14 protein-coding genes and 2 pseudogenes are annotated in these 18223 nt (G+C 40.3%); 11 read left to right on the forward strand and 5 right to left on the reverse strand.

What is annotated here, in order from left to right; all coding sequences use genetic code 11:
- Positions 1-544 precede the first annotated feature (544 nt).
- A pseudogene (locus ACZMIG_RS06640) lies at positions 545-1196 on the reverse strand (MarC family protein).
- 58 nt (positions 1197-1254) lie between these two features.
- On the opposite strand from ACZMIG_RS06640, the gene ACZMIG_RS06645 reads away from it, so the two are divergent.
- Entirely contained in the window at positions 1255-1470 is a 216-nt protein-coding gene (locus tag ACZMIG_RS06645; RefSeq protein ID WP_147630742.1) for a hypothetical protein, read from the forward strand.
- The gene (locus ACZMIG_RS06650) at positions 1451-2170 is read left to right on the forward strand and encodes a porin family protein (RefSeq protein ID WP_302952178.1); all 720 of its coding nucleotides are present in this window, start codon (positions 1451-1453) and stop codon (positions 2168-2170) included. Before ACZMIG_RS06645 ends, ACZMIG_RS06650 begins: the two co-directional genes overlap by 20 nt.
- Positions 2171-2479: 309 nt before the next feature.
- Here ACZMIG_RS06650 and ACZMIG_RS06655 read toward each other — a convergent pair whose 3' ends face one another.
- Positions 2480-3001 carry a methylated-DNA--[protein]-cysteine S-methyltransferase gene (locus ACZMIG_RS06655; protein WP_487889318.1) on the reverse strand — a complete coding sequence of 174 codons (522 nt, stop codon included), beginning with the start codon at positions 2999-3001 and terminating at the stop codon, positions 2480-2482.
- A 154-nt stretch (positions 3002-3155) separates the two neighbouring features.
- Positions 3156-4505 carry an ATP-binding protein gene (locus ACZMIG_RS06660; RefSeq protein WP_487889319.1) on the reverse strand — a complete coding sequence of 450 codons (1350 nt, stop codon included), beginning with the start codon at positions 4503-4505 and terminating at the stop codon, positions 3156-3158.
- 730 nt (positions 4506-5235) lie between these two features.
- Between ACZMIG_RS06660 and ACZMIG_RS06665 the strand changes: the two genes are divergently transcribed.
- The 9 genes and pseudogenes from ACZMIG_RS06665 (at position 5236) to ACZMIG_RS06705 (ending at position 15999) form a co-directional block, all read left to right on the forward strand.
- Complete coding sequence (locus tag ACZMIG_RS06665) at positions 5236-5541, forward strand: hypothetical protein (protein WP_487889320.1); 306 nt, start codon at positions 5236-5238, stop codon at positions 5539-5541.
- Positions 5542-5907: 366 nt separating this feature from the next.
- Positions 5908-6103 (forward strand): annotated as a pseudogene (locus ACZMIG_RS06670) (transcriptional regulator); the annotation flags it as partial.
- A 159-nt stretch (positions 6104-6262) separates the two neighbouring features.
- Entirely contained in the window at positions 6263-6469 is a 207-nt protein-coding gene (locus tag ACZMIG_RS06675; protein ID WP_013616568.1) for a helix-turn-helix transcriptional regulator, read from the forward strand.
- Position 6470: 1 nt separating this feature from the next.
- Positions 6471-8789 (forward strand): type I restriction-modification system subunit M, encoded by a 2319-nt coding sequence (locus ACZMIG_RS06680; RefSeq protein WP_487889321.1) that lies wholly within the window; start codon positions 6471-6473, stop codon positions 8787-8789.
- 2 nt (positions 8790-8791) lie between these two features.
- Positions 8792-10006: a restriction endonuclease subunit S gene (locus ACZMIG_RS06685; protein WP_487889322.1), complete on the forward strand. Its 1215-nt coding sequence runs from the start codon at positions 8792-8794 to the stop codon at positions 10004-10006.
- On the forward strand, positions 10003-10977 hold the full coding sequence (locus tag ACZMIG_RS06690; RefSeq protein WP_487889323.1) for a hypothetical protein: 975 nt from the start codon (positions 10003-10005) through the stop codon (positions 10975-10977). Before ACZMIG_RS06685 ends, ACZMIG_RS06690 begins: the two co-directional genes overlap by 4 nt.
- A 1-nt stretch (position 10978) precedes the next feature.
- Positions 10979-12481, forward strand: coding sequence for a PIN domain-containing protein (locus tag ACZMIG_RS06695; RefSeq protein ID WP_487889324.1), 1503 nt, complete (start codon positions 10979-10981; stop codon positions 12479-12481).
- Positions 12459-12833 carry an ASCH domain-containing protein gene (locus ACZMIG_RS06700; RefSeq protein ID WP_487889325.1) on the forward strand — a complete coding sequence of 125 codons (375 nt, stop codon included), beginning with the start codon at positions 12459-12461 and terminating at the stop codon, positions 12831-12833. Before ACZMIG_RS06695 ends, ACZMIG_RS06700 begins: the two co-directional genes overlap by 23 nt.
- A 10-nt stretch (positions 12834-12843) precedes the next feature.
- On the forward strand, positions 12844-15999 hold the full coding sequence (locus ACZMIG_RS06705; RefSeq protein ID WP_487889326.1) for a type I restriction endonuclease subunit R: 3156 nt from the start codon (positions 12844-12846) through the stop codon (positions 15997-15999).
- A 658-nt stretch (positions 16000-16657) separates the two neighbouring features.
- Here the strand turns inward: ACZMIG_RS06705 and ACZMIG_RS06710 are convergent.
- Both ACZMIG_RS06710 and ACZMIG_RS06715 read right to left on the reverse strand, forming a co-directional pair.
- Positions 16658-17644 carry a serine/threonine protein kinase gene (locus ACZMIG_RS06710; protein ID WP_021855877.1) on the reverse strand — a complete coding sequence of 329 codons (987 nt, stop codon included), beginning with the start codon at positions 17642-17644 and terminating at the stop codon, positions 16658-16660.
- Positions 17641-18222, reverse strand: coding sequence for a hypothetical protein (locus ACZMIG_RS06715; protein ID WP_487889327.1), 582 nt, complete (start codon positions 18220-18222; stop codon positions 17641-17643). The genes ACZMIG_RS06710 and ACZMIG_RS06715 overlap by 4 nt, the downstream gene beginning before the upstream one ends.
- Between the last annotated feature and the right edge of the window lies 1 nt (position 18223).

The following is an 18223-nucleotide window of genomic DNA, read 5'->3' on the forward strand; positions in this document are numbered from 1 at the left end:
TTGTAAAAATGTAATAATCTTTTATAAAATCAGCCCTTAAAGTTAAAATTAGTCGTCATAGCAAGACAATTTGCAGACAATTTCAAGGCAAAAAATCTGTCAGCCGCCGCATTGTTTCTATCCATTCAGCCCCAGCGTGCCCTCAGCCGGCCCTATGCTCTTTGCCGGCGCCATGCCATATGACATTTTTAAGGCATAACACACCATGCCAAAGAAAACATCCGGCGGCACCCTGCCATACATTAAACCGCAAACACAATATCTTATATTCAGAATACTGCCTGTATTTTACACCCTATCTGTTATTATAATCCGGCCGGTATTTTTGCTTTAATACCGAGCGGAATTTTCATTTGACGTTCCGCAGGCGCGGCTGATATGCCAAGAAGAAGCCTACAAAAGACTGACGACGAAGGCAGGAATAAGCCGAACAGGCTGAGCTATATGCTGCCTAAGAAGCGTTTTGAGACAATAAATGCGGCAGCCCGGACACCTGTCCCGACTGCCGCATTCAACGCGTCATACCGCATTATATGATATCACGTCAGGCACCTGCCGCGCCCTGACTTATTATATCTATAAGTATAGGTTTCATTCCGCCGACGAAACATTCAACGGCGATGACCATAAGCAGAAGGCCCATAAGGCGCATCATGACGTTGTTGCCCGTCTCGCCGAGCACGCTCACAAGGCGCGTGGAGGCCGCGCAGGATGAAGTATGTAAGCACGTAGATAAACACTATCGAGCCTATCAGTATGCTCTTCATCGTTATTGTATGGGCGTCGCTCATCAGCACGATGGTGTTGGCTATGGCGCCCGGACCGCAGAGCATAGGTATGCCCAGCGGCGTTATCGATATGTCGTTGGCATAGGTCTTTATCTCGTCAGAGTTGAGTTTCACGTGCGTGTAGCGTGCCTGCAGCATGTCGTAGCCTATCTTGAAGATTATCACGCCGCCGGCTATGCGGAAGCCGTTGGTGGATATGCCGAAGAACATGAAGATGAACTGGCCGGCAAAGGTGAACACGATGAGGATGATGAGCGCCGTGATGGTGGCGCGCTTTACGATAGACTGGCGCTGCTCCTCGCTCATGCCCTGGGTCATGGTAAGAAACACGGGCATCGTGCCGAGAGGATTGGCAAGCGTGAAGATTGACGTGAGGCACAACAGTGCGTAAGGAAGTAATGTTTCCATGGTTTTTTAAATTTTTCTGCAAATTTATAAATAAATTAATAATAAAGACATAAATGTCATGAAAAATAAAAATAATAACCGCCCAATGGTTATTTCGGCTGCGCGTGCCGGCAAATACAGCCGCCCCAAAAGCACACAGGACAGCGCCGCAAGGGCGCATATTAGGGGTTTCCCTATGCAATTTAGGCCTTTTCCTTTTGACATCTCGCCATTTTTTAGTTTCTTTGCACCAAGTAAACAATATTCAGAAACTTATGAGCACGAAAACAATTAAGAGATTTGCCATAGCCGCACTGGCAGCAACAGCACTCTCACTGCCGGCATCGGCACAGAATTATTGCCACAGCCGCTACTACAACGAGAGCACCGGAAGACTGGAATATTCTTACGGACGCCACGACAGCGGACTGGGCACGGGCAACATGTATTACGGTTTCCGCATAGGCCCGGCGTTCTCAACGGTCAACTCTGACGACCCAACGCTCGACGGCAGCGACTCGCAGACAGGCCTGACCGTAGGAGCAGTGGTGGGCATTCCGCTGTCGGCCGACATCCCGCTCTACCTTGAGCCGGGACTCTTCTACACCGAGAAGGGCGGAAAGAAGGACATAATAAACGACATGGGCGAGAAGAAGAAGATGACCTACGACCTCAACTACATAGAGGTGCCAATAGTGCTGAAGTACATCTACAGCATCACCGACCACTTCTCCGTGCAGCCGCAGTTCGGCGGATATCTGGCATGCGGCGTGGGCGGCAAGATGAAGAACTATGACGAGCGCAAGGCCTTCAGCTCGTTCTCCGACGATGCCTTCCAGCGCTTTGACGGAGGTCTGCGCGTGGGATGCGGCGTGGCTTACGACCTGTTCTACTTCGACATAACATACGACATCGGTCTGTCTAACATCTGTCACGACACATTCGACACGTCGCACAACGGATGTCTGTCGCTCAACTTCGGCGTAAACTTCTAAGTCTGCCGATGCCGTTCCAAAGTGTGTACCCGGACGCATGCCGCAAGGCATGACGACAACATATCACAATTTATTTTATAATGTTATTTTAAACTGAGGCTGCCTGCCCGCAAGGGTCACGGCGGCCTTTTTCGTTGACAGCCTTACGGGCTGCGCCACCGCCCGTAAGACAAGCGGTCAGCCCAGCCCAAATCCGGCGTTATTGTTCAGCCTGAATTTTTGCCTCATGGTAATCCCGACACACATAACAACACACCCTACAATGCGCCCCACATGAAGCCTCTGTCCGGCCGAACCGCAACAGCCTCACTACACCAGTCTGCCTTCTGCCATAGAGCGCTCCGCCTGCAGCAGCCACTCCTTGCGCCATACGCCCCCGGCATATCCCGTCAGGCTGCCGCCCGAACCGATGACGCGGTGGCAGGGCACTATGAGCGACACGGGATTGCGCCCTATCGCTGCCGCCACGGCCCTCACAGCCCCAGCGCCACACTCGCCGCAGGCAGCCATGCGCAGCGTCAGTTCCTTGTATGTCAGCGTAGTTCCGCATGGAATGTCCGTCAGCCTGAGCCACACAAGGCGGCTGAACGGCGTGCCCATAAGGCTCAGCGGCGGCACGAACTGCGGCTCATGGCCGCTGAAATATTCGTCGAGCCACCTCGCCGCAAGCCTCAACACGGGCACGTCTGCCTCTTCGGTCCTACCGGTCAGCGTGCTGCCGTAGTGCTTCTGTCCGTCAAACCACAGCCCCGTAAGCCTGTCGTCGCGGCATGCCAGGGTTATCTCTCCCAGTGGCGAATGATATTTGCATGTAAATGAAATGTCGCTCATGCGGATATGTTTTTACCTGTTAAACGATTAATGCGGCACCACAGACTGCCCGTTTACATGCCCGGCGCCACATTTCATCATAATATATGGCACGACAGAAACAGACTATACACACCAGAAAGCCTCATGCCGCCATACGGCTTTGCTAATTCCACTAACAGCTGCGTTTGCTCTCTGCCACGAATCTTCGCAGCAGAAAGGTCAGAAAATATGGAAATGTATAGAATTTACCGTTGAATCCGATGTTCCTGTAGCCCAGTTTGATGCCATATTTCACGTCATTATATTTGTCGTCATTCAGCAGTCTGTTCAGCGAAGCCGTAGCCCCGTCGTTGGCTTTCACCTCCACAGGGATAAGCGAATCGGCATTCCTAATGAAGAAGTCCATTTCAAGAGCCGGCCTGTCGCTGTGGTAATAAAACAGCCTGTAGCCCTGCTTTACGAGCATGTCGCCTACGATATTCTCGTATATTGCCCCTTTGTACGTGCCGAGATTCTTGTTTGCCCTAAGGTCTTCCTGTGCTTCCTCGTCGAGCGAGGCTATCAGCAGTCCTGTGTCCTTAAAATATATCTTGTACATTTTGGGGTCGTAGTTGCCTTTCAGCGGCAGCTCGGGCTGATTAAGGCAGTAGCACACGTTCACCACTCCGGCATCGGCGAGCCATTCAACGCATCCCATATAGTCTCTGTTGCGCGCGTTTCTGGCTATCTTGGTTATCTGAAACCGCTTGTTCTCCTTTGCCAGGAAGGTCGAGATATGGTTATACACCGCCTTCACCTTTGCCTTGTCCAGGCCCTCAACATATTTTGTTATGTCCTCCTCATAGTCTTTCAGCAGCTGGCGCTGAATGTCGAGCGTGCCGCTGAAATTCTTGTTTCTTACATACGTGCTGACCACTTCGGGCATGCCTCCGATGATGACATAGTCGCGGAACAGGCTCATCAGTGTGTCCATCTGCAGTTCAGACAGCGGCCTTACGTCGAGCATGTGACTTAGCAGGTCGGCCGTGAACTCGTCATTATAGCCCTTTGCCCACAAAAATTCCTCAAAGTCCATCGAGTGCATCTCGTAGTCCTCTTTATATCCCACGCTGTTAGATTCTATCTCATTGTAGCTTATCCCCATGAGCGAGCCTGAGCAGATTACGTCGAAACGGCCGTCGAGCTTAAAAAACTTCAGCGACGTGGCGCAGTTGGGGCACGCCTGAAGCTCGTCGAAGAAAAATATGGTATTGCCGGGAATAAACTTCAATTCAGGATTCAGCAGTGATATATTCTTCAGTATGGCGTCCACCTCAAATCCGTCGTTGAATATCTCACGGTATTTTTTCTGCTCGATAAAATTTATCTCTATCACGCTTGCATAATTCTGACTGGCAAACCACTCTACTGAGCACGTCTTGCCTATCTGCCTGGCACCCTTGATGATAAGAGGCTTCCTGTCAGGTCTGTTTTTCCAGTCAGTCAGATATTTGTCAATCTTTCTTTTCAGCAGTTTCTCCATATTCCCAAACGTCTTGATACATCTGCAAATATAGTAAATTTCATATTTTCCGCATCATAAAAACCCATATTTTTCACACTTTCCGTGCCATATTACCCCATTATTTTCACATTTTCCATACAATATACAGCCATAAATTTCACACTTTCCGCATCCAAAAGGCCTATAAATTTCACATTTTCCCCTTATTAAGGCCAAAAGTGATCAGCTGTATAAGCAGACTAAGCCAACTGACGATGCTTATTCTGACAGTATCTGCGTAATGACATCATGAAGGTCGTGCGGCACACTATACATCGTGGCGCCACCGCATTTTGTAAATATTTCAGACAAAATCCATACCGTTTGACGCCTTCAGAATGCCCATGCTCCTCACGTCTCCGCGATTTTGTCTGAAAAACATCAAAAAACAAGCATTCACACTAAAGCATTGACATACAGACATTTAAGCCATTTTGAAAGCAAAAGCCGCAGTGTTAAAATATATTACTCTGCCACTTTCGTTGCAAAACCCATAGGTTTACGCTCCCAAAGCAGTGCTATTGCAACGCAAAACAAGCCCTTCCATGCCCAAAAACATCATCCTCACACTCCCTTTAGCCGCACAAAAGCAAACATAAGTTAAAATAAGAGCACTTTGAGCATCATTTCTTTAACATCCATTAAAGCCTTCTTCTCCAGATTACAAAAAAATTTTGTCCTGACTTTTTACCGCGTTTTTAGTTTTTGTATGAAAGTAGTGAAATTATTTGTTGATACAATATGGGCAAATTTTATTATCAATGACAATAACGTTCCAGAAGAGACAAAAGCAGGGCAAATTCGGACAATTACCATAACTATAGAATTTTGTTTTTTACATAAACAAGCACAAAAAATCAATATAATTTGCCAAATCACATTAAATTTTAGAGATTTGGCAAATTATAGCTTATTTTTAATCAAAAAAACAGCCAATATATATATATATCATCAAGACTCTTTATCTTCACGTTTGCAATTCTCTGCTGTTACAATCATTTTTAAACAGACATAGCGCTCTATTATTTTGATCCGTTCTACAAATGATACATAAAATGTAACTACAAAAATTGTTGCAACAAAAAGTGTATATACATTTATTGTAGTATTTTAATGACCAGCATCGTTTTTATATAAATATCATGGCAAAAATTGTACAGTCATAATGGGCTTGAGCATTTGTATAGAAACAATATATTGTTTGTTAGAGGTGAAATACGAACCCTATGAAAAATAATAGTGTTTAGTATCTTCGAAAATTTATTTTTGTAACATATCATAAAATAAAGTAAAACCGCTATATTTGTATATTATATAATATGTTGGGCTACGACACAAAAGTATAATAAGTACCAAGTTACCAACAAAACTGAAGCATAAGATGCAGATATGGGTAAGTAGACTCTGCTGGCCAAATTGCGCAGGAACATTAAGATTGCTCGGATTTCCGAACGTGTCACATGTTCGTCTCTTACACACGCATAGAGAAAGGCGTACCGACAGTGACAATAGTTATTTATCTCTGGGTGCTTTATGCACCTCAACTATATGACGATATTCTCCTACTTGCAAAGGAGACAACTACGGATTTTACTATAATGATGAATAACTTTAATATGCTAAATTACTAAAACTAATCAAGTTGTTAATACCCTTCAGAATGTACAATTACTACTAATTGGTTGTGTTATTTTAAAAAAAATAATAACTTTGCCATATAATTTAATTTCTTAAAGATGGAAGGTAAGAAAATAAATCGGTTGAAATTAGTTTTGGTCGAGAAGAAGCGGACTGGTGTTTGGTTAGCGCAAGAATTAGGCGTTTCTCCTGTGACAATCAGTAAGTGGTGCTCAAATATAACTCAACCGTCACTTTTAACTCTTAGTAGGATTGCAGATTTGTTAGAGATTGATCCTAGAGTTTTATTAAATGGTAAAGAATAATATGGATAGTTCATATAGTCAAATAGTTGCACTCATCTGGAATATCGCAGATGATGTTTTGAGGGATGTCTTTCTTAGAGGACAGTATCGTGATGTGATATTACCTATGGTTGTTTTGCGCCGTCTTGATGCACTTTTGGAACCAACGAAAGAAGACGTAGAGGAAGAAATAAAAGAAAGTGGAGTTGATAATATAGACGAGGGAGTTTTGAAAGACATTACAGGGCTCAGTTACTTTAATACAAGTAAGTGGACCCTCAACCGTTTGAAATCCCAGGCTTCGGATAATAATGATATTTTATACGATAACTTTGTAGAATATCTGAACGGTTATAGTGAGAATGTCCGTGATGTGCTTCGTAACTTTGAATATTACACTAAAGCACGAAAATTGGCCGACAATGACAGACTGCTTTCCATTATTGAGCGTATAACTGATCCGAGAATTAATCTAACCGATAAGAATACTATCGATCCTGATGGCTTGCCCTTACCGGCACTAACCAATGTGGGTATGGGAACTGTCTTTGAGGAACTGCTTCGTCGATTCAATGAGGAAAATAATGAGGAAGCGGGGGAACACTTTACACCAAGAGATGCGATTTCTCTTTTGGCGCATTTGGTCTTTGAACCCGTAAAGGAGAACCTCCCTAAGATTATAACACTATATGATCCGGCATGTGGTTCAGGTGGTATGCTAACTGAAAGTCGTGAATATTTACTTGATTTAGGAGTACGAAGTGCTGCTATTCAGCTATCTGGTACAGAAATAAACCCAGAGACGTATGCTATCTGTAAATCAGATCTTATCATAAAAGGTGTGGACCCAAGCGGCATACATTGGGGTAATACAATTACAGATAATAATTTTGCTGATAAGTCATTTGGTTACATGATAACCAATCCTCCTTATGGTAAGTCGTGGAAAGAAGATAAAAAGAAAATCTATCATGAAAAGACGCTCCTAGATCATCGTTTTGAACTGAGCTTGACTAATTTTATTGGAGAAGAGAAGATTGTGGATTCTACTCCTCGTACATCGGATGGACAGTTGCTTTTCCTTTTGGAAGAAGTTGATAAGATGAAACCTCTAGAATTTCAACCACAGGGAAGTCGTATAGCTTCTATTCATAATGGTTCGTCTTTATTTACAGGTGATGCCGGTAGTGGAGAGAGCAATATACGCCGTTATCTTATTGAAAAAGATTTGGTTGAAGCTATTATACAATTACCTAACAATATTTTTTACAATACGGGTATTTCTACTTATGTGTGGATGCTGACCAACAAAAAAAAGGATAACAGAAAAGGAAAGGTGCAGCTTATAGATGCTTCACAAGCTTTTGAAAAACTAAGAAAGAATCAAGGCTCAAGAAATTGCACAATTGAGCCTTATCGTACGGATATTTTAAGGATCTATACAGATTTCGTTGAACAAGAAGCTAACGAGGTACTGAAAGTAGGGTCTAAGATTTTCGACGGCGACGATTTCCGTTATTACAATGTAACTATTGAACGTCCGTTGCGTCTTCGCTGCCAGTTTAATTCGTTAAAGATTGATGAAATGATTTATGATAGCAGTGATATTGAAGTAAGTAAGTGGTTGTATAATACTTATAAGGATAGAGTCTTTTCTGGTTTAGATTCAGAAATTCCAACTATAAAAGAATATCTGAATGATCAGGATATTAAGATAACCGATAAGAAACTAAATAAACTCATTTCGGCAAAAGCATGGAAAGACCGTCAGCGATTGATGATTGCTGCTAAGGTCTTGATGAAGGATATAGGTACGGATGTTTATATGGATTATAATCTATTCTCCACCAAAGTGAATGCTGCCGCTAAGGAGCTGAAACTAGAAATAAGTACTGCCGAATTGAAAACTATATGCAGAGCGATGTCTGTAACAGATTCGAAAGCGGCACCTGTTGTAAAGAAAGAGCATAAGGCTAATAGTAAGGATGTTGTAATGCTTTTGGATACTTACGGTGTGCCAGAAGAAAAACTTTCTGATTATGGCTATAACTTAGTAAAAAAAGGCATGTATGTGGAATTTGAGTCCGATAGTGAGCTTCGTGATAATGAAAAAATACCGGTAAAAGAAGATATCTATGATTATTTCCAGCGTGAAGTTCGTCCATACGTTGAGGATGCATGGATTAATCTGCCGCAGACTAAAATAGGATGTGAAATATCTTTCAATAAGTATTTCTATAAGCCGACTCCTTTACGTTCACTTGAAGAGAATGAACGAGATATTCTTGCTTTAGATGAACAAAGTCAAGGATTTATTAAATCACTGTTTGAACTGATGTAAGCATGGAAAAATATAATGAATATAAAGATAGTGGTGTACAGTGGCTTGGTAAAATTCCAAAACATTGGGATGTTATTAAGGCTAAATATCTGTGGAATGAAGTATTTTCTTTTTCAGGAAATGGTTCAGAAAATTTATTGTCTGTATCTCAGTATGATGGGGTAACACAAGCTAAGAATGAATCTAGAAGTGAATCTCTTAAAGGTTATAAGAAAGTAGCCAAAGACAATCTGGTTATAAATATCATGCTTGCTTGGATGGGTGGTCTTGGCGTTTCAGAATATAATGGCATCGTTAGTCCGGCCTATTGTGTCTATAGACTGAAAAAGGCTGCAAATCCCAAGTTCATGCATTATTTGTATAAAACGCCTATGTATTTGGCTGAATTTGCGAGACATTCGACTGGTGTAATACCTTCACGTTGGCGTATGTACACGGATGATTTTGGACAAATTCTGACTCTTATTCCACCAATAGATGAGCAAGATAAAATTGTTTCTTATCTCGATAAAGTTTCATCAAAGATTGATGAAGCAATCGCCCAGCAACAAAAGATGATAGATTTGTTGAATGAGCGCAAACAGATAATTATCAATAATGCAGTAACCAAAGGGCTTAATCCAGATGCTCCAATGAAAGATAGTGGCATTGATTGGATTGGAGAGATCCCTGAGCATTGGGAGCAAAAAAGACTACGTTTTCTTTGTAATATAAAAACGGGGGATAAAGATACGATTGATAGGGAGGATAACGGGAAATATCCATTTTATGTTAGATCTCCTAAAATTGAGCATATAAACTCTTTTTCTTTTGACGGAGAGGCCGTATTAATGGCCGGAGATGGTGTAGGAGCGGGAAAGGTTTTCCATTATGTTAAGGGAAAATTTGGTTGTCATCAAAGAGTATATATAATATATAATTTCAAAAATATAGAAGGTGAATATCTTTATTATTACATGCAAATTAAGTTTAAGCATATAATAGAGCAGTATAGTGCAAAAAGCACTGTTGATTCTGTGAGATTATTCATGTTGCAAAATTTCAATATACTTATTCCTTCAACTCAAGAACAAAACAACATTATTTCACATATAAGAAATGCGACGGTGCGTATTGATAAAGTCATTTCCTTTCAACAGAGAATGCTCGCCCTCCTTCAGGAGCGCAAACAAATAATAATCAATGATGTAGTAACCGGAAAAGTAAAAGTATCATGAATAATTCATATTACATATTAGCAAAAGAGGTTATCCAGATAGAACGGCTACATATTTGTACATGGGAATTTCCTAATGCCGATTCATATATAGAGTTTGGTATGGAATTTTCTTATGAAAGTTTTATAAATAACACTTTAAATATTTGGTTATCAGTTCCTTTTATTAAGGAGAGAGATGAAGTAAAATGTTTATTAGAGAATTTGTCTAATAGCGCAAATAGTCGCTTTATATTTAATAATATAGTAAGTGGAATTAGTAATATTGGAGCCGATCATCGGGATGGAAGTATCTTGCAATTCGAGGAACGTGATTCGTTGACTATTTTACCTTGCAGGATAGACGTTTCAAGTGGTTTTCTAAAGTTTACTCTTAATAGGCCTAATAGATCTGAAGGGAATTTGTATTTTAGAGTTTTAGTAAAACATAATGGAACAATTGCGATAAAAAAATCAGGAATTGCCCAAAATACATATATATATGACCTGAAAATTAATGAAACTCGTAATTTACCAGAAGACATTTATAATTTGAAATCAAATGAAGATTTGCAGATTTGTCAAATTCAAAATCTGTTTTGTCTACACTCTGTCCCTGATGATTTTGAGTTTAGTTTTATTGATTCTTCTAAGCTTAAAAATATTAGAAAATTAGAGACAGAGGCCTTCAAAAAATATCTTCCGGATGTGAAAGATATAGGTAAAGATTGCTATAATATAATATTTTTAAAAGATTGCAATAAAGATAGTTATTCCCTATTTACTACATGTTCTGAAGAAACTATTGGGAATAAGCAAATAGCATTAGCTATAGGTGCAAATATTCTATGCAGTTTATTATTTGCCTTTTATACGGTACGGTCTGAATGGGTGTCAAATGTAAAATGGTATTGTCAGATTCCCTTAGAATATTTTATTGCAGTTGCGATATTGTTTATTTTATTCTCATATTGGATTATAAAAAGAAAATAATATGAAAGCTTTATTAGATACCAATATTATTATTCATAGAGAAGCAAATAAAATTGTGTCTCAAGATATAGGTATTCTTTATCGTTGGTTGGATAGAGGGAAATATACAAAATGTATTCATTCTGCAACTATTGATGAGATAAAGAAAAATCCCAATAAAGAAACGGTTAAGCTTTTCTTGGTAAAATTAGACAGTTATGAGACAATAGAGATACCTTCACCTATACAAGATGAAGTAAAAAAAATCTCTGAAAGCTATGATCGTACAGGAAATGATTTAATTGATACTTCTTTGTTGAATGAAGTATTTGTTGGACGCGTAGATATATTAATCACTGAAGACAAAAAAATTCATAAAAAAGCTAATGTTTTAGGAATTCAAGACAAGGTTTATACGATAGATTCTTTTTTGGAAAGAACTTTTGCAGAACATCCTGATTTAGTTAATTATAAAGTTCTTGATGTCCAAAAAATAAAATTTGGACAGCTCAGTCTTGAAGATCCTTTTTTTGATAGTTTAAAAGCTGATTATATTGGCTTTGATAAATGGTTCATAAAAAAATATGATAATGAGGCATATATTACTATAAATTCAAATAATGGGATGCTTTTGTCTTTCCTCTATTTAAAGGTGGAAGATGAAAATGAAAGTTATATGGATATAACCCCTATGTTCTCGCCTAAAAAACGATTAAAAATTGGTACTTTCAAAGTTATAAGTAACGGTTTTAGGTTAGGTGAAAGATTTATTAAAATAATTTTTGATAATGCTTTGAAAAATCATGTTCAAGAAATATATGTAACCATTTATGATAAACGTCCTGAACAAAGACGATTAATTGAATTATTGGAACAATGGGGATTCACTTTGTGGGGGAAGAAGAATGAAGAACTGGTATATATTAGGGACTTCTCACCTAAATATGATGTAAAGGATATTAAAGGCTGTTTCCCTTATATTTCAAGAGAACGGCATGCATATATAGTCCCTATATATCCTAAATATCATACAGAACTTCTTCCAGATTCTATTTTAAATACAGAATCACCGCAAGAATTTATTGAAGATTTTCCTCATCGTAACAGTATTAATAAAGTATATGTCTCAAGGGCTCTTGAACCTTATCCGGAGATTGGAGACATTCTAATTTTCTATCGTACGGGAGGATTATATAAAAGTGTTATTACTACGATAGGAGTAGTGCAGGAACTTAAATTTGATTTTAAAGATGAAGAAGATTTTATTTCATATTGTCGAAAAAAAAGTGTTTACCCAGAACAGGAATTGAGGAACATGTGGAAGTCGTCGATAAGACATCCTTTTGTTGTAAACTTTTTGTATGTATATTCTTTTCCGCATCGAATTAATATGCAAAGGCTTATAGATCTAAAAATTTTATCAGGCAGAAACGATGCACCAAGAGGATTTAAACCGATAACAAAAGAACAATTTGAAATTATTTTGAAAGAGACAAAAAGTGATGAAAGTTTTATTATCAATTAAACCTGAATTCGTAGATAGGATTTTTGATGGGAGTAAAAAGTATGAATATCGTAAAATGTTATTCAAAAGAAATGATATAAATGTGGTTGTTATCTATGCATCTGCTCCCGTCAAACGCATTGTCGGTGAGTTTAGGATAAAAGATATATTTTCAGAAAGTGTAGACGTTTTATGGGAGAGAACAAAAGAATATTCCGGTATATCGAAAGAATATTATTTGTCATATTTCCAACATAAAAATATTGCAAATGCAATAGAAATAGGTAAAATAAAAAAATATAAAAAGATGAAAATGCTCTCTGACTATAATATTGTCCAGGCACCACAATCTTTTTGTTATATATCAGATTAGAATTAAAAATATGAACAAGACAAACGAACAGGCTTTTGAAGCTTTAATAGAAAAGGCGCTTGTTGGCACAACATCAGAAGAACGTCAACAAACAGGTGCTAATGATATTGATGCACAGTCTCCAGATTTAGATAAGTATTATTGGGGACTGCCGAAGGATATGTCCGACAAGAAGTATGCTTTTGATATGCGTCGTTTGTGGTCGTTCTTGAGGACAACCCAACAAAATATTCTAGATGAATATAAAGGGAAAAATATTGAAAACGAACTTCCTAAGCAACTTTCGAAAGCAATTGATACATTTGGTATTATTGATGTACTAAGGAAAGGTGTTGATATAGATAATATTCATGTCACAATGTTTTATCCGAAACCATCGCCTGCCGATAGTCAATTATCAAAAGAAAAATATATGCAAAACCAATTCTCCGTGACCCGTCAGCAGACCTTTTCTGTTAGTAATCCAGGCTTGGAGATTGATATGGTGTTGTATATAAACGGTCTGCCGTTATTTACATTCGAATTCAAGAATCCATGGACACATCAGACTGCCAAATATGATGGTCAAAAACAATATAAAGAGGAACGGAATCCGAAGGAAGCACTTTTGAAATTCGGTCATTGTCTTGCCCATTTTACAATGGATAAGAACGAAGTATATTTCACCACTAAATTGAATTCGGGCAAAACATTTTTTATGCCGTTCAATCAAGGCCTGCCCAATGGGCTGGGAGCAGGAAATCCAGTTAATCCTAATGGAGGATATAAAACCGCATATATGTGGGAGAAGGTCTTGCAAAAAGATATTGTGGCAGACATAATTATGAATTATGTGCTATTTGATTATGGTGAAGCAAAGACTCAAAAGAAGGTTCCTCATATCATGTCCAATGCTAAAAAACTTATATTTCCACGTTTTCATCAGCTTGATGTGGTTAGTAAATTGATTATTGATGTAGCAAAAGTTGGCGTTGGTAAAACTTATTTGATTGAACATTCGGCCGGTTCAGGAAAATCAAATTCAATAACGTGGTTGGCATACAAACTTATAGATGTTTGTCCTGTTACGATGGATGCAGTTCGTGCAAAGACACTAGATTCGCGTTTATATGATTCTGTGATTATCGTTACAGACCGTAGATTGTTGGACAAGCAGATAACAGACAATATTAAGGCTTTTGGTAAGAGTGAAAAAATTGTAGCTCATGCTGATACCTCCAATGATCTGAAAAAAGCCATTGAAGATGGAAAGCGAATAATTATTACAACGATCCAGAAATTCCCTTATATATGTGATTCTATATCGGATGTGAGCGAACATAATTTTGCTATTATCATTGACGAGGCACATAGTTCGCAGTCTGGTATAGCTGCTGACAGTGTGAATAAAACAATTCAGAAGGACATGGATTGTGAAGGGGCAGATACAGACGAACTTTTGGAAAAGCTGATGAAAGATCGTAAAATGAGCACAAACTGTTCTTACTTTGCATTTACAGCAACTCCAAAGAAGGAAACGCTTGAAAGATTTGGCTCAGAGGATGAAGAAGGAAAATTCCATCCCTTCCATCTTTATAGTATGAAACAGGCTATTGAAGAAGGATTTATTCTTGATGTGTTGTCTAACTATACGACATATAAAAGTTATTATGAACTGACAAAAAGTATTGAGGATAATCCTGAATATAATAATGAAAAAGCCCAAAAGTTGCTCCGCAGAGCTGTAGAGCGAGAACCTAGAACTATAGAAGCCAAGGCTGAGATTATGCTGACACATTTTGATGCTAAGATATTCCGTAACCATAAGCTGAAAGGAAAGGCGAAAGCTCTGGTGGTAACTAAAGATATTGAGTGTGCGATTTTATATTATAAGGCACTCCAGAAGTTGGTGGAGGCAAGGAAACTTCCTTATAAGATATTGATAGCATTTTCTGGAGAGAAACAGATTATAGACAAAAGCATTGGATATGATACTCCAATATATAATACAAATAATATACAAGCTGCAGAACCCTGTGGAAATTATTATGTGACACGTCGCTATACAGAGGCAGAAATGAATGGATTTCCTGATACTCAAACAGCAGAAAAATTCGAGTCAGATGATTATCGGATTTTAGTCGTTGCCAACAAATATCTGACAGGATTTGACCAACCGAAGTTGTGTGCTATGTATATTGATAAGCCTTTAGATGGCGTGTTGGCTGTCCAAGCTTTATCACGTCTTAATCGGGCAGCTCCTGACCTAGGTAAGCTTAGCGAAGATTTATTTGTTCTCGACTTCTATAATAAAATAGAAGATATAAAAGAAGCTTTTGACCCTTTTTATACTGCCACAACTTTATCAGAAGCTACAAATGTGAATGTACTTCATGAATTAAAAGCCACATTGCTTGGAATGGGTGTATTCGATATGGACGAAGTAAATGAGTTCATCGATTTGTATATTCGTGGAGAAGAAGCTGACAAATGGGCTCCTATTATTGATGTTGCTGCACAACGATTTAATTCAGAAATTGAATGGGCTGAAAATGGAAAAGCTGATTTTAAGATGAAATGCAAGCAATTTGTTAAGGTTTATTCCAAGGCAGCTGCTATTATGAGTTATGAAGTCAAGGATTGGGAAAAATTATTCTGGTTTTTACGTTTCCTAATACCTGAACTTTATATTGAACCCAATGGCGGTAATGATATAAAAGACTTGCTTGATTATGTCGATTTGAATACATATGGCTTACGTCGTACAGTTTTGAATGAGACAATTAAGCTTGATGCTGGAGAAACTGTAATTGACCCTAACAAACCTATAATGGTGAATGCTGGAGGAGAAGATGATGAGCCTAAAGATCCATTGGATATAATTCTTAAAGATTTTAATGAACGATGGTTTAAAGGATGGGATGCTACGCCTGATGATCAGAAAGCAAAATTGATAAGCATTACAAAAGCTGTAACGGAGGATGAAGATTATCAGACTCTTGTTGTGGGTAATCCTGATAAGCAGGCTGTCGATGAAGCAATGGCTACTATAATCGATCGAATTATCCGAAAAAAACGTAAAGGTGATATGTCTTTATACAAGGAATATCAACAGAACGATGGTTTTAAATATAATCTGCGTAATCTGATTAATCGCATGCTAGGTGATCTCGACTATGTAAAATGAATGTATGTGAGTAAAATAATTTTACCTTTAAAAAACAAGACGAGGTTGACTCAAAAGCATGAGCCAGCCTCGTTTCGTTCGTACTTTTGATCGAGAACATTTATAAATATTAAACCCAAATCATAATAAGTGATTGGGGATTATTATACCTATTGTGTAGATGTTTATAAACTAAGGAATTTTAGTATTAAATTTCTATGTGAGGAGAACATTTTACTCAATAACAATCTTATACTGCATAAAATGATACATATTTTGTGCAATAGGCATTGTTATTTGAATAAAGAACAGTAATTTGTTTTCAAGTTAGATTTCTTACAGGTATAGCGGGCTATGTCAAGAATAAGCGAACAAAAAGACGATAATAAAAGGTAAAAAGACGGCTGAAAAACATGAATGCACAAAATAGATAAAGCTATGCGCGGGATAATGACTGATTTGGGTTAAAATCATCATTATCCGATTCTTCGTATTCTAACTCACAAGATGTATTGTTCGGGGATATTATGTCGTTCTATTTCGCCTTCAAACCGGCAGGTATAAATAGAGCCTTGGGAGCGAAACTTCGCTCGCCTTATCACGTAGGAAAAAAATACTATTTACGCCTATTTGCCGGGGGAGACTACGGAAGAAGATGTAAATTGTCGGGGGACTGGCTCTACTTTTCACCGCGTTCGGGCCACAGGGTGTAGTCTAAGGCGCGGTTGCTGTCGGGAGCAATCTCTATCGGAGCGTTGTCCTGCCGTACGTCGTCTGATGCCGTGGAACGGTTGTAGAGCGTAACAGCCACATAAGCAGTGAGCGCAGCAACAACTAATGCCAGCAATGCAACCACGATGCGCTGACGGTTGTCTGTGCGCGGCAGCGACATAACGGCCGACATGTCTGCCGGACGCTCAGAGGCGTTGCGCCGGGTGCAGGCTGCGGCTATGCGGCGCAGATAGGCGTCGCCAGTAAGCCGGGCCATGTCTCTTACCACCATTCCGAACGAATAGATGTCGGCCTTTATGTCGGGCTTGGCGTCGGGCTGAAGCTGCTCCGGGGCGATGTAGCCCGATGAGCCGGCAGGACATTTCAGCACGTTGAAATAGTCGCTGTCCGACAGGCTGAAGTCTATCAGCTTGGTGTTGTGGCCGTTGTGCGTTATCATTATGTTCGAAGGCTTCAGGTCGCGGTGTATTATCTGCTTGCTGTGTATGTATCCGAGCGCGTCGGCCAGCTGCTCGGTTACTCTGCGCGCCATGTCGGGCGTCAGCGTCTTGCTGTCAATGAGGCTCTTCAGCGTGTCGCCATCGATATATTCCATAACGATGACCGTGCCCAGCTCTGCCACCTCCTCCATGCTTATGGTGCGGCAGATGTGCGGATGGTCCATCTGCAGCCCAATCTCAAACTCCTTGGCAAGGGCCTGACGGTAGACGGGCGTGTAGGCAAAGTCGGGCTTCAGGCATTTCAGCGTATAGCGCTTGCCGAAGCGTGTAGCTGTCAGCAGGCGCGTATGTCCCGACCTCGATACGTAGAATTCGCTTATGTCTCTGAAGGCGTTCTGCACGGGTATGCGCACGGCACTGTCCATCTCGCCGTCTATGTCGCTCATGTATCCTGAGGGGCTGTCGTCCAATATTTCGGTGTCTGAATTGTTCATTTCTCAATGTTGATGACGTTAATTATGGTTAGTCCGCCGTTGCGGCCTGCCACAAAGGGGGCCGTGCGGCCGTCAGGTCGCTCGATGTAGGGCAGATAGAGCGGCTGCTCCTTGATGAAGCATCCTGTGACGAAGCTGTCGCCGGGCACGAGCTTGCTGTTCTGCGACAACACCACCTCATAGCGGCTCTCGCCCACGTAGCGCAGGCGCACCAGGCGGTTGGGGCTCCAGCCTATCTCCACCTCCGTTCCGGCATCGAGCTCGTTGCTGATGAGCTGCTTGGCGTTGAAGAACGACGAGTTGTAACGTGTGCTTGTCTTGAGCCACGAAACAAAGGCGTAATAGTTGGCATGGCCAAGATACTGGGCCCGGATGTCGAGCGTAAACATGCGCGGCTTGTGGCTGTCGTTGACATATCCCCAGAGCCTCTTGAGCGTCGACGCGGACACGTTCTGTCCGGTGTCGTGGCTCAGATGAACCGAAAACTCCTCAAAGTCGGTTGTCGTGCCGAGCGTCTTTCCATATTTCTGTTCAATGAGCAGCTTCAGCTCCTCTATTTCAGGTGTATTCATTGTCATA

This window comes from Xylanibacter sp. (genome assembly GCF_057607445.1).

Bases quoted from the DNA above. Each gene is read 5' to 3' on its own strand.
- ACZMIG_RS06655 (WP_487889318.1), bottom strand. From the start codon at position 3,001: ATGAGCGACATTTCATTTACATGCAAATATCATTCGCCACTGGGAGAG.
- ACZMIG_RS06660 (WP_487889319.1), bottom strand. From the start codon at position 4,505: ATGGAGAAACTGCTGAAAAGAAAGATTGACAAATATCTGACTGACTGG.
- ACZMIG_RS06680 (WP_487889321.1), top strand. From the start codon at position 6,471: ATGGATAGTTCATATAGTCAAATAGTTGCACTCATCTGGAATATCGCA.
- ACZMIG_RS06715 (WP_487889327.1), bottom strand. From the start codon at position 18,222: ATGACAATGAATACACCTGAAATAGAGGAGCTGAAGCTGCTCATTGAA.
- ACZMIG_RS06665 (WP_487889320.1), top strand. From the start codon at position 5,236: ATGAAAGTAGTGAAATTATTTGTTGATACAATATGGGCAAATTTTATT.
- ACZMIG_RS06645 (WP_147630742.1), top strand. From the start codon at position 1,255: ATGAAAAATAAAAATAATAACCGCCCAATGGTTATTTCGGCTGCGCGT.
- ACZMIG_RS06690 (WP_487889323.1), top strand. From the start codon at position 10,003: ATGAATAATTCATATTACATATTAGCAAAAGAGGTTATCCAGATAGAA.
- ACZMIG_RS06685 (WP_487889322.1), top strand. From the start codon at position 8,792: ATGGAAAAATATAATGAATATAAAGATAGTGGTGTACAGTGGCTTGGT.
- ACZMIG_RS06710 (WP_021855877.1), bottom strand. From the start codon at position 17,644: ATGAACAATTCAGACACCGAAATATTGGACGACAGCCCCTCAGGATAC.
- ACZMIG_RS06705 (WP_487889326.1), top strand. From the start codon at position 12,844: ATGAACAAGACAAACGAACAGGCTTTTGAAGCTTTAATAGAAAAGGCG.
- ACZMIG_RS06650 (WP_302952178.1), top strand. From the start codon at position 1,451: ATGAGCACGAAAACAATTAAGAGATTTGCCATAGCCGCACTGGCAGCA.
- ACZMIG_RS06695 (WP_487889324.1), top strand. From the start codon at position 10,979: ATGAAAGCTTTATTAGATACCAATATTATTATTCATAGAGAAGCAAAT.
- ACZMIG_RS06675 (WP_013616568.1), top strand. From the start codon at position 6,263: ATGGAAGGTAAGAAAATAAATCGGTTGAAATTAGTTTTGGTCGAGAAG.
- ACZMIG_RS06700 (WP_487889325.1), top strand. From the start codon at position 12,459: ATGAAAGTTTTATTATCAATTAAACCTGAATTCGTAGATAGGATTTTT.